Origin of the sequence: Flavobacterium sp. PL12 (assembly GCF_039123485.1) — a bacterium.
Taxonomy (GTDB): domain Bacteria; phylum Bacteroidota; class Bacteroidia; order Flavobacteriales; family Flavobacteriaceae; genus Flavobacterium; species Flavobacterium weaverense.
On sequence record NZ_JBANDI010000001.1, the window covers coordinates 205,732 to 220,277 of the forward strand.

The following is a 14,546-nucleotide window of genomic DNA, read 5'->3' on the forward strand; positions in this document are numbered from 1 at the left end:
TAAGTTTACTAAAGGTTTATTTATAGAAAACCCCAATTCATTTAGTTGAATTGGGGTTTTCGTTTATGTATAAAACTGCATGATAATTTATTATATTTACTATTCAAAATTGCAACAACATGACAAAAGAAACTGCCTTGAAATTATTTGAAGAGAAACAAATACGTTCAATATGGAATGAAGAGGATGAAAAATGGTATTTTTCTATTGTGGATGTTGTAGAAATATTGACCGAAAGTACTATCCCAAAAAGATACTGGACAGATTTAAAAAAGAAACTTACTAAAGAAGGAAGTCAGTTGTACGAAAATATCGTACAACTGAAATTTGCAGCGAAAGATGGGAAAAAATATGCAACTGATTGTATTGATACTACAAATCTATTAAGACTAATACAGTCCATTCCATCTCCTAAAGCAGAGCCATTTAAGCTTTGGTTAGCAAAAGTCGGCAGCGAAAGATTAGACGAAATGCAAGACCCGGAACTTTCAATAGATCGTGCTTTAGAGTATTATCTACAATTAGGTTATTCTGAAAACTGGATTAATCAACGCTTAAAGAGTATTGAAATTCGAAAAGAATTAACTGATGAATGGAAAAGTAAAGGATTAAAAGAAGGAGCTCAATTTGCCATTCTAACTGATATTATTACCAAAGCTTGGTCAGATAAAACAACCAAAGAATATAAAATCCTTAAAGGTTTGAAAAAAGAGAATCTTCGTGATAATATGACCAACACTGAATTGATCTTAAACATGCTAGCCGAAGCTTCAACCAAAGATATTTCCCAAGCAGTAAATCCAGAAACTTTTGGCGAAAGCAAAAAAGTAGCCCAACAAGGCGGTAATGTCGCTAAAGTAGCTTTAAAAGAATTAGAATCTAGAACAGGCAAAAAAGTAGTGAGTGCTTTATCAGCAAAAAAACTTTTAGACCATAATTTAATTGAGGAAAAAGAACAATAGCAAGATGGTATTTTTGAAATAAAACTGTCGGTAACAAGAAGCATTCTCACATTTAAAAGATTTAAAAAATACCGGCAAGACTTCGAATAAAAAAAAACATGATCACATCTCTATTTTGCATTAGGGATAGAAGCAATTGTTTGAGCTCTTATTGTGAAGCGCAGCGAAACAATAAAGCGAGTGCGCATAGCCCGGGCCGCAGGTAATGCCCATACTTAAACTCACTACAATTAAAAATTAAAAAATTCTTTTCAAATTATTGTAACTTTTTTGCAACTCTGTACGTATAACTATTTGTACACTTAAAAATTGAGGACACAAAAACATGAGACAACTTAAAATCACCAAGCAGGTAACGAATCGTGAAACTGCATCATTAGACAAATATTTACAAGAAATTGGAAAAGTTGATCTTATTACAGCTGACGAGGAAGTAGAATTAGCTCAAAAAATTAAGGCTGGGGATCAAAAAGCCCTAGAAAAATTGACAAAAGCTAATTTACGTTTCGTTGTTTCGGTGGCTAAACAATACCAAAATCAAGGATTAACTCTTCCTGATTTAATTAACGAAGGAAACTTAGGATTGATTAAAGCAGCACAACGTTTTGATGAAACACGTGGTTTCAAATTCATTTCGTATGCAGTTTGGTGGATTCGTCAATCGATTTTACAAGCTCTTGCTGAGCAATCTCGTATCGTTCGTTTGCCTTTGAACAAAATTGGTTCTATCAATAAAATCAACAAGATGTACGCTTTGTTAGAGCAATCTAATGAACGTCCACCGTCTGCTGAGGAAATTGCAAAAGAACTTGACATGACTGTAAATGACGTAAAAGAGTCAATGAAAAACTCTGGCCGTCATTTATCAATGGATGCACCTCTTGTAGAAGGAGAAGATTCTAACCTTTATGACGTTTTACGTTCAGGTGAGTCTCCAAATCCAGATAGAGAATTAATCCACGAATCGTTACGTACTGAAATTGAGCGTTCATTAGAGACATTAACTCCAAGAGAAGCTGATGTTGTTCGTTTATACTTTGGTTTAGGTGATCAACACCCAATGACTTTAGAGGAAATTGGAGAAACTTTTGACCTGACTCGTGAGCGTGTTCGTCAAATTAAAGAAAAAGCAATTCGCAGATTGAAACATACTTCAAGAAGTAAAATTCTTAAAACTTATTTAGGATAAAAATATAAAATCAAAATTTTTAAATTCCAAATTCTAATTAATGGGATTTGGAATTTTAAATGTTATGATTTTTACAGTGAACAACAGTTTGATTGACTGTTCGTTTTTTGATTGATGATTGAAACTCCGGCTGATTACCGGAGTTTTGCTTTTTTATCCCCCTAGCCCCCGAAGGTGGAATTATGAACACATTGCTATTAAAATCAAGTTGATTCAAGAAAATATAATATGGATCGCAAACCATGTAATTATGGCAATCATAGCTCTCCAACTTTGTCATTCTGACGAAGGAAGAATCTTCATTTGTTGCTCTCTTTTGTAACGATTTCTTGGCCTTTCGGGTAAACCCTCGAATACTAATTGATTGGGATAAAAACAAACAATTTTCGCACCTATCAGCCATTACTTACTAACATTGAGCTTTTATAATAAAGGAAATTTTTGTCTTTACAAAAAAACTTTCGCAATCGTTTTAAATAAACTAATTTTGCAGAAACTACAACTTAATAATCTGATTCAACTACAGATTAAACAACAACACAAATGAAAAATACTCTTATTGCACCTTCGGTATTAGCAGCTGATTTTGGAAATTTACAACGTGACATTGAAATGATTAATAAGTCTGAAGCTGACTGGTTTCATATCGACATCATGGACGGTGTTTTTGTTCCTAATATTTCTTACGGAATGCCAGTTTTAGAAGCAATTACTAAACATGCTACTAAAACCATTGATGTTCATTTAATGATAATTGATCCTGATCGTTATATCAAAACATTTGCTGAATTAGGTGCAAATATATTAAGCGTACATTATGAAGCTTGCACTCACCTTCATAGAACCTTACAAGCAATCAAAGCAGAAAGAATGAAAGCAGGAGTTGCTATCAATCCACATACTAATATTGATTTACTAGAGGATGTAATAAATGATATTGACTTGGTTTGCATCATGAGCGTAAATCCAGGTTTTGGAGGGCAATCTTTTATCGAAAATACTTATGCTAAAGTTAAAAAGCTAAAAGCATTAATCAATAGAACAGGAGCTACTACACTTATAGAAGTTGACGGTGGTGTTACTAATAAAAATGCAAAACAACTCGTTGAAGCTGGAGCTGATGTTCTAGTTGCTGGAAGTTTTGTATTTAAAGCCGAAAATCCAACGCAAACCATACACGATTTAAAAGAACTTACTAGTTTCTAGAAAATGGCGCTTATAGCGCCATTTTTAGTTTACAACAGTTGTTAACTTGCTTAATAGTTAGCTACCTCTGCATAAATATTATCGTCATACAGAAAAAGTTTTATTTTGCGTAATTTAGGCCCTAGCCCAGATAGAAGCGGCATCCTTTTCCATCGCCTCATTAGGAGAAGGAAAAGATATAGTGTATAGCTGGAAATAGCTCCTAAAAATAAAAATTACAGCACTAATAATTTATTTTAGAAACTTAGAAATAGCATTCGATAGGTTGAAAGGTTGAAAAAAAGTAGTGACAACAAGACACAAAAAAACCGCCAATCTTGCGAGAGGCGGTTTTGTTTTAATCTATAACAGCATTTTCTTTTTTGTCATAGAAATGATATTCTAAATACGTGTAAGCATCACGAGGTATGATTTTCACCCACTTTTTATGTTCAAGAAACCATTTTGAACGTAATGATGGAAAACCTTTGGTAAGGTATGCGGCCACAAATGGATGTACATTAAGCACAACATCTTTATGGTTCTTTAATACTCTTTCTAGATCAAAATTGATTTTATCAATGATTTGAATTGGCGCTTCAATTTCGCCACTCTCATTGTTAGGATCTTCCTCTCTAGTTTTAATATTTACTTCTGGTCTTACTCTTTGTCTTGTAATTTGGACCAATCCAAATTTACTAGGAGGTAAGATTTTGTGTTTTGCTTTATCATCGCTCATTTCTTCTTTCAAGAAATCGAACAAGACTTTACGATTTTCGGGATTAGACATGTCGATAAAATCAACTACAATTATACCACCCATATCACGTAGACGCAATTGTCTAGCGATTTCAGCAGCTGCAATCATATTCACTTCCATTGCTGTATCTTCCTGATTGGTTGCCTTATTAGAACGGTTTCCGCTGTTCACGTCGATAACGTGTAACGCTTCAGTATGTTCAATAATAAGATACGCTCCCTTGCTCATGGATACTGTTTTTCCAAAAGAAGTCTTGATTTGTCTCTCTATGTTATATTTCTCGAAAATTGGAGTGTCTTTAGATTGATAAAACTTAACAATTGATTGTTTGGATGGTGCAATTTCTTGCAAGTAATCCTTTGTTTGGTTGTACAACTCTTCATCATCAATTTGAATACCACTAAAGGTATCATTAAAAACGTCTCTCAATATTGAAGATGCTCTATTAAGCTCTCCTAATACTTTAGACGGATGATGAGCAGTTGGTAATTTTTTACACATTGCAGTCCATCTGCTTAGCAGGTTCTGCAAATCTTTTTCTAATTCTACTGTACTTTTGCCTTCGGCTACTGTGCGAACAATAACACCAAATCCTTTTGGTTTGATGGATTGTACAAGACGTTTCAAACGATCCTTTTCTTTTTTGTCTTCTATTTTTTGTGAAATAGAAACGCGGTCAGAAAACGGAACCAAAACTATAAATCTTCCGGCAAGAGAAAGCTCAGCGCTAATTCTTGGTCCTTTTGTAGATATAGGTTCTTTGACAACTTGTACTAAAACAGATTGATTGGAACTCAATACATCAGTAATGGTACCATCTTTGTCTATTTCTTTTTCAAACTGAAAGGTTTTTAGGGAGAAATCTTTTAATTTACCTGCGCTTACAAGTTTTATGAATTTCAATTGGGAAGCTAAATTAGGACCTAAATCGTGATAATGTAAAAAGGCATCTTTTTCATAGCCAACATTTACAAAAGCAGCGTTAAGTCCAGCAACTGGCTTCCTTATTTTAGCGATAAAAATATCACCAACTTGGAAGTTGCTTTCTTCTTCTTCTTTGTGTAATTCAATTAGTTTTCCATCTTTTAATAAGGCAAAATCTACGGCTTCAGAACTAGATCTAATGATTAATTCTTTATTCATCTGTAAATTTTTATCCGAACTTTTTGGCAATAGGCAATAAGCACTAGGCGATAAGCAAAACATGGCTTATGGCTTACAGCTTGAAGCTAAAACTGAATTGTAAGGATGGATTAAACAATATTTTAACAGGCATTGTACCCGGAGAAAACTAGCTAGCAGTAAGCAGCTGTAAGTGGCCAGTAAACTGAACACTAATTACTGGAGACTGAATACTAATTTTCGATTTCAATGAACTTTTAAAAAGAAAAAAGTAGTTATAAACTACTTTTTCTTTTTGTGACGGTTAGCTCTCGCTCTTTTTTTACGTTTGTGAGTTGCTACCTTATGTCTCTTTCTTTTTTTACCACTTGGCATATCTTGTCGATTTTATGATTAATTAATATTATTATTTTGCTTCGTTATTTGTCTTAACTCCTTCTACGAAAACTTTTGCAGGTTTAAATGCAGGGATATTGTGTGCAGGAATTTTTATTGTTGTATTTTTTGAGATATTTCTACCTGTCTTTTCAGCTCTAGTTTTCACAATAAAACTTCCAAAACCTCTTAAATACACATTGTCCCCAGTCTCTAATGAATTTTTTACTTCATTCATAAAAGTCTCTACAGTTGCCTGAACATCTCCTTTTTCAAGACCTAGTTTCTCTGAAATTTTTGCTACGATATCTGCTTTCGTCATTTTCTTTCCTATTATATTATGTTGTACTATTTTTTTGAGGTTGCAAATATATGAATTTAAAAAACAATTATTCAAGCTAATTCATTAAATTTTAATCACATAAACTTTTACTTTTGCAGTCTAATATTTAAACATGAATTTTTCTAACTTACTGATAAAATGGTACTTACAAAATAAGCGGGATTTACCATGGCGAAACACCACCGACCCTTACCCTATTTGGCTCTCTGAAATCATGCTTCAACAGACGCGAGTTGCACAAGGAATGCCTTATTTTTTATCTTTCACAACTGCTTTTCCAACTGTTTTTGACCTTGCAAAGGCAAGTGAAGAACAAGTGTTAAAACTCTGGCAAGGTTTGGGCTATTACTCCAGAGCTCGAAATTTACATAAAACCGCGCAATATATCGCATCTGATTTAAACGGAATTTTCCCTGATAACTATGATGAGTTACTTAAATTGAAAGGAATTGGAGAATATACGGCTGCCGCAATAGCTTCCTTCTCCTACAATGAAGTGGTTCCTGTTGTTGACGGTAATGTATTTAGAGTACTATCACGCTACTTTGACATTGAAACTGATATTACTCAGGCTTCCGCCAAAAAAGAATTTGCTTCTTTAGCTTTCGAACTAATGCCAAAAGATAATCCAGCAATTTTTAATCAAGCTATTATGGAGTTTGGCGCTTTACAGTGCGTTCCTAAAAGTCCTAATTGTACTATTTGCGTTTTTAACGGAAGTTGCGCGGCTTTGCAGAAGAAGAAAGTAGATCAATTACCTGTAAAGTCTAAAAAGATAAAAGTCCGAAATCGCTACTTTAATTATATAGTAGCATCTGATGAAAGTGAAAACACTATAATTCAAAAACGAACTTCTAAAGGGATTTGGCATAATTTATATGAGTTTCCATTACTTGAGACCGATCAAGAAGAAGATTTTAACTTTGTTGCTGAGCAAATACAAAGCGAATATTTTAAAGAAAATACTATTTCAAGTATATCAGAAACACATGAAAAAAGCATCCTTCACAAATTATCACATCAACACTTACATATTAAATTCTGGAAGGTAAATGTTGAAGGATTAATTAAAGACGGAATAAATCAAGAAACCTTAAAGACTTTGCCTTTTCCAATAGTTATTCATAATTTTATTGAAAAGGAATTAAATTAAATAATTCTAAAAAAATGTATCTTTGATTAAACACCCCAATTTACAATGAACGGAACATTAAATAAAGTGATGCTAATAGGTTTCCTTGGCGATGACATTAAGATGCATTACTTTGAAGGAGGTAATTGTATCGGTAGATTTCAGTTAGCTACAAACGAAGTTTACATCAACAAAACTACTAATGAAAAAATCACTTCTACGGAGTGGCATAATCTAGTGGTGCGCAATAAAGCTGCTGAACTTTGCGAAAAATATCTTTCTAAGGGAGACAAAATTTATGTTGAGGGACGCATCAAGTCAAGACAATGGCAAGGTGAGGACGGAAGCACTAAACATACTAGTGAAATTCAAGTCACTGAATTTACTTTTCTAACCACTAAAAAGGAGAGTGAAAGTAACAAACAATTTCCTGCAACTGATAATACAAAAAACACTAATTTTGAGCCAGAAAAAAATGACTTGCCAATTAACGACTTGCCATTTTAAATGTTTAACTAATCTTTTTTAATTTGGACCCAGAGCCCAGTTTGCCGTTTATAAATGCTATCGATACTGATCTAGCATTTGGACTTTTAGCAATAGTTGCTTTACTATTTTGTTCTGCATTACTTTCAGGTGCAGCAGTAGCTTTATTCTCTCTTTCAGAAAAAGATATCGATGAGATAAATCAAGATAACAATTCGAAAGGAAAAATAATATCCAAACTTTTAGAAAAACCAAAAAAACTATTAGCAACGCTTATGATTGCTAATAATTTTGTCAATATTACTATAATACTATTTTTCTCGTTCATTGGCGATAACTTATTTGCAGCAATAGTTAACCCAACTTTGAAATTCATTGTAGAAATTATAACAATCACGTTCTTGATATTGCTTTTTGGCGAAGTGGTACCAAAAGTATATGCTAGTAGAAAAAACATAAAATTTGCTAAGCTAGCTGCCTACCCTATTGCTTTTTTAGATAAATTACTTTCTCCTATTAGTATTCCAATGCGTGCAATTACAATCTATTTACACAATAAGTTAGGAAAGCAAAAAACTAATTTCTCTGTGGATCAATTGTCACAAGCGCTTGAACTTACAACTTCAGAAGACTCATCAACCGAAGAGCAAAAAATCCTAGAAGGAATCGTTAGTTTTGGAAACACTGATACCAGACAGGTTATGAGTCCGCGTATTGATATTTTTGCTTTAGAAATAACAGAAACATTCGCTGATATTTGTCCGAAAATTATAGATAAGGGGTATTCTAGAATTCCAGTGTACCGAGACAATATTGATCAGATAGAAGGCGTTCTATATGTGAAAGACTTACTACCACATATTAATACGAATGAATTTGATTGGAAATTATTGCTGAGAGAGCCATTTTTTGTCCCTGAAAACAAGAAATTAGACAATTTGTTGAAAGATTTCCAAGGCATGAAAAGCCATTTAGCAATTGTAGTAGATGAATATGGAGGAACTTCAGGACTTGTGTCACTAGAGGATGTTATTGAAGAAATTGTAGGTGATATCAGTGACGAGTTTGACGACGAACATTTAAACTTCTCACAAATTGATGAAAAGAATTTTCTTTTTGAAGGTAAAATAAACCTCAAAGATTTCTACCGTATTATCGATGTCGACGAAGAAGTGTTTGAGAATAGAAAAGGAGAAGCAGAAACACTTGCTGGATTCATTCTAGAGATTTTAGGCAACTTTCCAAAAAAGAATCAAAAAGTTTCATTTGAAAATTGTTTGTTCACAATTGAAACAGTGGATCAAAAAAGAATCAAACAAATAAAAGTAACGATTGAATAAGCATTAACTCTTACCAAATCTTAACTAGTTTGTAAAAAAGCTAATTCTTTAAATAGTAAGATTAAATAATTTAAATTTATAATGACAAAAAAGAAAATCGCTTTTTTACTATTACTCTTCCTTTCATTACTAACTATTAGCTGCAAGGACGATGCGTTACCAAAGCCATCTAGCTATTTAAGATTAGATTATCCTGAGGCTAAATATGTGAATTTTGAAAACGAGTGCGCGTATTCTTTCGAAATAAATTCAGATGCGATAATTAAAAAGGAAAAAGAGTGTGACTTCGCGATTACTTATCCTAAAATGAAGGCCACTATTTATTTAACGTACAAACCCGTGACTAACAATATAGAAAAATTATTAAAGGACGCACAAAAGTTAACGTACGGACATGTAATAAAAGCTGATGATATACTTGAACAACCTTACTTAAATCCTAATAAAAAAGTATACGGTATGTTCTATCAAGTGGAAGGAAATGCAGCAACTAATGCTCAATTTTACGCAACAGACAGTACTAAAAATTTTGTAACTGCATCTGTTTATTTTTATGCAAAACCGAATTACGATTCCATTATGCCCGCCGCAAGTTATATAAAAAACGACATGCAACGTTTAATGGAAACTTTAAAATGGAAATAAAAAGACATAATAAAAGCATTCGAAACTTACGAATGCTTTTATTATAATTTAAAAGTAATTCTTACGACTTCACATTAGATACAGTGTACGATTTACCGTCAGCAGCTGATTCCACTACCTTAGTCAATTTTTCCTGGTTCTGAACTGTTTTATCGAAAGTCACCGTAGCTAATTTTGTATCAAAATCAACTTTAGCATCTTGAACGCCATCTAGTGCCGTTAAATCCTCTTGGATAGTTTTAGCACAACCTATAGCGCAAGTCATTCCATCAATAGAAAAACTTGTTGTTTGTAGATTTGCCGCAGCAATCTCTTTTTTAACTTTTGGAGCAACAACTTCAGTATTTACAGCTGTTTCCTTCAAATCTGTTTCGTTAGATTTCTCTTTACAACCTACAAATAATATACTTGCAACCGCTAAAGTCAGTATTGATTTTTTGAAATTCATTATATTATAATTTAAAGATTAGTAGCAAAATTTTATAGTGCAAAATTAATCAAAAAAAGAGGGACTAATTCATAAAATATTTACAATTTTGAACCAAAATTATTTCTATGAAAAGCACGCAGATTAAATGGTTCTATTTATTAGCTCTTGCCTTAGTTTGGGGAAGTTCTTTTATACTTATAAAAAAAGGACTTATCGGATTAACTGCCTTTCAATTAGGGTCATTAAGAATTATTTTTGCATCTGTTTTTTTATTACTAATTGGACATAAAAGTTTAGCTAAAATTCCAGCTAAAAAGTGGAAATACATTGCGTTGACATCTATGTTTGGAACCTTTTTTCCTGCTTATCTATTTGCCATTGCGCAAACTGAAATCGACAGCTCTGTTAGTTCCATTTTAAATTCACTCACGCCGCTAAATACTTTGATTTTAGGAGCATTAGTTTTTGGATTACAATTTAAGAGAAATCAGGTATTTGGTATTCTAATTGGTTTAGCGGGAAGTGCATTATTAGTTTTAAACGGTGCTGCTAATCATCCCGAACAAAATTATTACTACGCTATTTTAGTTTTGATCGCATCAATATGTTACGCAGTAAACGTCAACTTGATAAAAAAATATTTACATGATTTAACGCCTCTTAGCATAACCACAGGTAATTTTACAATTCTATTTATACCTGCATTTATGATATTATTTTTTTCTGGATTTTTTGAAGTGATCCAAGAAGCAAATGTGCAGCAGTCGGTTTTGTTTATAATGATTCTCGGAGTAGTAGGAACTGGTATTGCTAATATTTTATTTTTCAAATTAATTCAAATATCTTCTCCCGTTTTCGCCACTTCGGTAACGTACTTAATTCCGGTCGTTGCTTTTGGATGGGGATTATTCGACAATGAAATGCTCACTCCTATTCAGTTTTTCGGTGCCTTTATAATTTTAATCGGTGTTTATTTATCTGCTAAAAGATAAAATTTTTAGTAGTTTTAACTTTTCGAAATATGGTAAAAAAAAGGCTGTCTATTTAAAGACAGCCTTGATTACTTATCAGTAACTATTATTTAAAATCAGCATCTGTTACACCTTCATTGATTTTTACTTCTGACATTTTTACATCTAGTTCAAATCCTGCATTGTGTATAACATTAAATGGCACTTTAACACCTTTCACTTCTTTGTAATCACCATAAGAAGTAGTTTGCGTCATCGTTTTTCCACCTTGCTCCATTACTTTAGATTCAGCAATTTTCAATCCTGAAGTTACGTCGTAAAATAAAGTCGTTTTACCGTTTTTAACTGCATATGCATCTTTTCCATTAACTGACTCAATGTTTTCTAAAATCAATCCAGATTTTTTAAAAAGAGATAACTCCTCAAAAGGAACTGCAGATGCTCTCATTTCAGAAAGCATTTCGCCTTCAACATTTTGGCGTTGTCCTTGTTGCATTATGTAAGCTCCTTTTTCGTTCAAAACTTGCTTCATCAAACTCATTGTCCCCATAGCTAGTTCAACCATAAGCTTTCCTTTAACATCAATTTTTGACGTAAAAGTTAATGGAGATGGTGCTTGAGGAATTGTAGTAGTTCCATTCATCACAATTGTTTTCACTGCTGAAGCTGCTTTTTCTCCTCCTATGGCTTTTATGTACGCATCAATGACACTTTTTGCCGTTACTCCTGCTGGTACTGGTTTTTTGAGTTCCGGTTTTGCTGTTGGATTTCCGTACTTATCAAAGTAGAAAACAGGCATATTTAATTTTTCTAATCCAGGAGCTACATCTGAAGCTTTACCTACGATTACAATTCTACTGTTGTCAATTTTAAAATATTTATTAGCTACTCTCAAAACATCATCAGCCGTTACAGCACTTACATTTTTAATATAGTTCTCATAGAAATCAGCAGGCAAACCTTGTGACTGAATTCTTAAAGCATAACCAGCAACTGTTTGTGGCTTTTCAATTTGCATTACAAATCGACCAATGTAACCTGCTTTTACGCTTGCTAACATATCTTCACTCACTTTTTCAGTTCTGATCTTTTTATATTCTCTCATGATTTCCACAACAGTGCTATCTGTTACAGAGTTTCTTACTTGAGTAGATGCATTAAATGTACCGATGCGCTTATCTCCGCTAATAGCAGTTCTAGCACCATAAGTCCAACCATGAGCTTCTCTCAAATTCATATTGATATAACTATTAAAATCACCACCTAAAATTTGATTAGCAATTAATACTGCAAAATAATCAGGATCGGTCATTTTTAGATTAGACATATTTATAACTGAAACTTCAGACTGAACTGCATTTGGCATATCGATAAAATTGATTTGCGTGTTTGCAACATCTTTTGGATCATTAAATTTGACAGAAGGGGCAGTCGCTTTTTTCCATGAGCCAAAAAACTTCTCAACCATTTTTTTAGTTTCCTTCAATTTTACGTCACCTACAATAATCAAGTACGCATTACTTGGTACAAAATAAGTATTGTAATTTGCCTTAACATCTTCTAATGTTACGTTTTTCAAAGTCGCTTCACTTACAAATTCTCCCGCAGGATGATCTTTACCGTAAGCTAAAACACTTTCCACTCTTCTAGCAACAGCTGAAACACTTTTTTCATTCGCTTTTAAGCCTTCGATAAGTTTAGTTTTTTCCTTATCAAATTCTTCTTGAGTAAAATTAGGATTAAGTGCTCCGTCAGCCATAAGTTCTAATATTCTACTTGAATATTTAGACAAAGTACTTGCTGCAGCTCCGTTCGAACTAAATCTAACATTAGCTCCTAGAAAATCTACTTCTTCATTAAAAGCATTTTTAGAAATTTTAGTAGTACCACTTCCCATCAAAGTACTTGTCATATCAGAAACTCCTTTTTTATCAGCTTCAGTATATGGATCGTTGTCCAAAGTAAGACTGAATGCTACACGAGGCAACTTGTGGTTTTCAACAACCATAACTTTCAAGCCATTTTTAAGCTCAAAGGTTTGAGGTTTTCCAATTTTTACAGTAGGTGCTACACCTGGTTTAGGTTGAGGGATGATTTGTCCTTGCATAATTATAGTCAAGAACAAGCTTGATAAAATTAATATTGATTTTTTCATAATGATATATCTTAGTTTTGAGCTTTCTCTTTAGATGGAACGTAATCCAAGACTAATCTTTGATTTGGATTTAAATATTTTTTAGCAACGTCTCTAATCTCTTCACGAGTGATTGAATTATAGATATCAATCTCAGTGTTGATTAAGTTTACGTCACCATATAATAAATAAAAGGAAGCAAGATTATCTGCAATACCATCAATAGTTGAATTACTATCCACATATTGATTTTCGAATTTGTTTTGTAGTTTTTGTAAATCTTTTTCAGAAATTAATTCTGTTTGAAGCGCTACAATTTCAGCATCGATTGCAGTAAGGATGTCTTGAGGAGTATTTGGCGCTTGAGGCAATCCGTAAATAATGTAACTTCCGTAATCCTCTTGACTATTACTAAAAGCACCTATTTGTAATGCCATTTTCTTTTCGTCTACAATTTTCTTGTATAATCTAGAGCTTTTGCCATCAGTCAGAATTGACGAAATCATATCTAATACTCTTGCGTCTCTCGTTTTCATTGAAGGCGTTCTATAAGCAGCAACTATTGCAGGAATTTGAATGTTTGAATCCTCAAATTTAGCTTTGATAGTTTGCGTGATAGGATCTTCAACAAAAGTTTCTCTTTTAACTTCTGCTCCTTTATTAATAGGTCCAAAATATTTTTGAATCCATTCTTTAGCTTGATCCTTTTTGAAATCACCTGCCACAACTAGCACAGCATTGTTTGGAACATAAAATTTCTTGTTGAAAGCTTGGAACTCTTCTAAAGTAGCCGCATCTAAATGATCCATTGATCCAATAGTTGCCCAACGATAAGGGTGTTTCTTAAATATATTCTTTTTTACTTCTGCAAGAAAGTTTCCGTAAGGCTGATTGTCAACACGGAGTCTTTTCTCTTCCTTAACAACTTCATTTTGCGTGTCTACACCTATTTGGTTAATAATAGGATGCAACATTCTTTCAGCTTCCATCCAAAGACCTAGTTCAAGGTTGTTCGATGGGAAAACTTCGTAGTAATACGTTCTATCATCAGTCGTGTTTGCATTGTTAACACCACCGTTACTAGTTACAATTTTAAACCATTCACCACGTTTAATATTCTCAGTACCTTCAAATAATAAATGTTCAAAAAAATGTGCAAAACCGGTTCTCTCTGGATTTTCGTCTTTAGCACCTACATGGTACATTACAGATGTGATTACAGTGGGAGCCGATGGATCATTGTGTAAAATTACATGTAAGCCATTGTCTAATGTGTATTCTTCAAATGCTACTTTTTGAGCAGATGCCACTCCTCCTAGCATAAACAAAGCGCTTAAAGCCATTAATGATTTTTTCATAGGGTTAATAATTTTGTTAATATGAATAGTAAGTAGTGTTTCCCTCGTAAATGTTACATTTTAAATAGGAAAAAATAGACTTTAACAATTGTTGATTTATATTTTAAAATAGTA

Annotated in this window: 13 protein-coding genes; 8 read left to right on the forward strand and 5 right to left on the reverse strand. The window is 33.0% G+C overall.

Annotation, left to right across the window (positions count from 1 at the left end):
* Positions 1-119: 119 nt before the first annotated feature.
* The 3 genes from RCH19_RS00930 to rpe all read left to right on the forward strand — a co-directional run bounded on the left by RCH19_RS00930 (position 120) and on the right by rpe (position 3,357).
* Positions 120-962: a Bro-N domain-containing protein gene (locus tag RCH19_RS00930; RefSeq protein WP_343021661.1), complete on the forward strand. Its 843-nt coding sequence runs from the start codon at positions 120-122 to the stop codon at positions 960-962.
* A 325-nt stretch (positions 963-1,287) separates the two neighbouring features.
* The gene (locus RCH19_RS00935; protein ID WP_007137700.1) at positions 1,288-2,151 is read left to right on the forward strand and encodes a sigma-70 family RNA polymerase sigma factor; all 864 of its coding nucleotides are present in this window, start codon (positions 1,288-1,290) and stop codon (positions 2,149-2,151) included.
* A gap of 543 nt (positions 2,152-2,694) precedes the next feature.
* Complete coding sequence (rpe, locus tag RCH19_RS00940) at positions 2,695-3,357, forward strand: ribulose-phosphate 3-epimerase (protein ID WP_343021662.1); 663 nt, start codon at positions 2,695-2,697, stop codon at positions 3,355-3,357.
* Positions 3,358-3,694: 337 nt separating this feature from the next.
* On the opposite strand, the gene RCH19_RS00945 is transcribed toward rpe, so the two are convergent.
* Positions 3,695-5,239, reverse strand: a complete 1,545-nt coding sequence (locus tag RCH19_RS00945; RefSeq protein ID WP_121924501.1) for a ribonuclease E/G — start codon at positions 5,237-5,239, stop codon at positions 3,695-3,697.
* Between the two features lie 385 nt (positions 5,240-5,624).
* The gene (locus RCH19_RS00950) at positions 5,625-5,945 is read right to left on the reverse strand and encodes an HU family DNA-binding protein (RefSeq protein ID WP_262706551.1); all 321 of its coding nucleotides are present in this window, start codon (positions 5,943-5,945) and stop codon (positions 5,625-5,627) included.
* 103 nt (positions 5,946-6,048) lie between these two features.
* Between RCH19_RS00950 and mutY the strand changes: the two genes are divergently transcribed.
* The 4 genes from mutY to gldD all read left to right on the forward strand — a co-directional run bounded on the left by mutY (position 6,049) and on the right by gldD (position 9,539).
* Entirely contained in the window at positions 6,049-7,089 is a 1,041-nt protein-coding gene (mutY, locus tag RCH19_RS00955; RefSeq protein WP_343021663.1) for an A/G-specific adenine glycosylase, read from the forward strand.
* A gap of 45 nt (positions 7,090-7,134) precedes the next feature.
* Entirely contained in the window at positions 7,135-7,575 is a 441-nt protein-coding gene (ssb, locus tag RCH19_RS00960; RefSeq protein WP_343021664.1) for a single-stranded DNA-binding protein, read from the forward strand.
* Positions 7,576-7,598: 23 nt separating this feature from the next.
* Positions 7,599-8,894, forward strand: coding sequence for a gliding motility-associated protein GldE (locus RCH19_RS00965; RefSeq protein WP_343021665.1), 1,296 nt, complete (start codon positions 7,599-7,601; stop codon positions 8,892-8,894).
* Between the two features lie 81 nt (positions 8,895-8,975).
* Positions 8,976-9,539 carry a gliding motility lipoprotein GldD gene (gene gldD, locus RCH19_RS00970; RefSeq protein WP_343021666.1) on the forward strand — a complete coding sequence of 188 codons (564 nt, stop codon included), beginning with the start codon at positions 8,976-8,978 and terminating at the stop codon, positions 9,537-9,539.
* Positions 9,540-9,600: 61 nt separating this feature from the next.
* Here gldD and RCH19_RS00975 read toward each other — a convergent pair whose 3' ends face one another.
* Complete coding sequence (locus RCH19_RS00975; protein WP_343021667.1) at positions 9,601-9,987, reverse strand: heavy metal-associated domain-containing protein; 387 nt, start codon at positions 9,985-9,987, stop codon at positions 9,601-9,603.
* A gap of 107 nt (positions 9,988-10,094) precedes the next feature.
* On the opposite strand from RCH19_RS00975, the gene RCH19_RS00980 reads away from it, so the two are divergent.
* Entirely contained in the window at positions 10,095-10,961 is an 867-nt protein-coding gene (locus RCH19_RS00980) for a DMT family transporter (RefSeq protein ID WP_343021668.1), read from the forward strand.
* Positions 10,962-11,046: 85 nt separating this feature from the next.
* Here the strand turns inward: RCH19_RS00980 and RCH19_RS00985 are convergent, their stop codons facing one another.
* Positions 11,047-13,095, reverse strand: coding sequence for a pitrilysin family protein (locus tag RCH19_RS00985; protein ID WP_343021669.1), 2,049 nt, complete (start codon positions 13,093-13,095; stop codon positions 11,047-11,049).
* 11 nt (positions 13,096-13,106) lie between these two features.
* The gene (locus RCH19_RS00990; protein ID WP_343021670.1) at positions 13,107-14,432 is read right to left on the reverse strand and encodes a pitrilysin family protein; all 1,326 of its coding nucleotides are present in this window, start codon (positions 14,430-14,432) and stop codon (positions 13,107-13,109) included.
* Between the last annotated feature and the right edge of the window lie 114 nt (positions 14,433-14,546).

What these genes read in the sequence shown, in the direction of transcription:
- RCH19_RS00930 (WP_343021661.1), top strand. Translation starts at nt 120, where the DNA reads ATGACAAAAGAAACTGCCTTGAAATTATTTGAAGAGAAACAAATACGT.
- ssb (WP_343021664.1), top strand. Translation starts at nt 7,135, where the DNA reads ATGAACGGAACATTAAATAAAGTGATGCTAATAGGTTTCCTTGGCGAT.
- gldD (WP_343021666.1), top strand. Translation starts at nt 8,976, where the DNA reads ATGACAAAAAAGAAAATCGCTTTTTTACTATTACTCTTCCTTTCATTA.
- RCH19_RS00975 (WP_343021667.1), bottom strand. Translation starts at nt 9,987, where the DNA reads ATGAATTTCAAAAAATCAATACTGACTTTAGCGGTTGCAAGTATATTA.
- mutY (WP_343021663.1), top strand. Translation starts at nt 6,049, where the DNA reads ATGAATTTTTCTAACTTACTGATAAAATGGTACTTACAAAATAAGCGG.
- RCH19_RS00985 (WP_343021669.1), bottom strand. Translation starts at nt 13,095, where the DNA reads ATGAAAAAATCAATATTAATTTTATCAAGCTTGTTCTTGACTATAATT.
- RCH19_RS00935 (WP_007137700.1), top strand. Translation starts at nt 1,288, where the DNA reads ATGAGACAACTTAAAATCACCAAGCAGGTAACGAATCGTGAAACTGCA.
- RCH19_RS00945 (WP_121924501.1), bottom strand. Translation starts at nt 5,239, where the DNA reads ATGAATAAAGAATTAATCATTAGATCTAGTTCTGAAGCCGTAGATTTT.
- RCH19_RS00990 (WP_343021670.1), bottom strand. Translation starts at nt 14,432, where the DNA reads ATGAAAAAATCATTAATGGCTTTAAGCGCTTTGTTTATGCTAGGAGGA.
- rpe (WP_343021662.1), top strand. Translation starts at nt 2,695, where the DNA reads ATGAAAAATACTCTTATTGCACCTTCGGTATTAGCAGCTGATTTTGGA.
- RCH19_RS00980 (WP_343021668.1), top strand. Translation starts at nt 10,095, where the DNA reads ATGAAAAGCACGCAGATTAAATGGTTCTATTTATTAGCTCTTGCCTTA.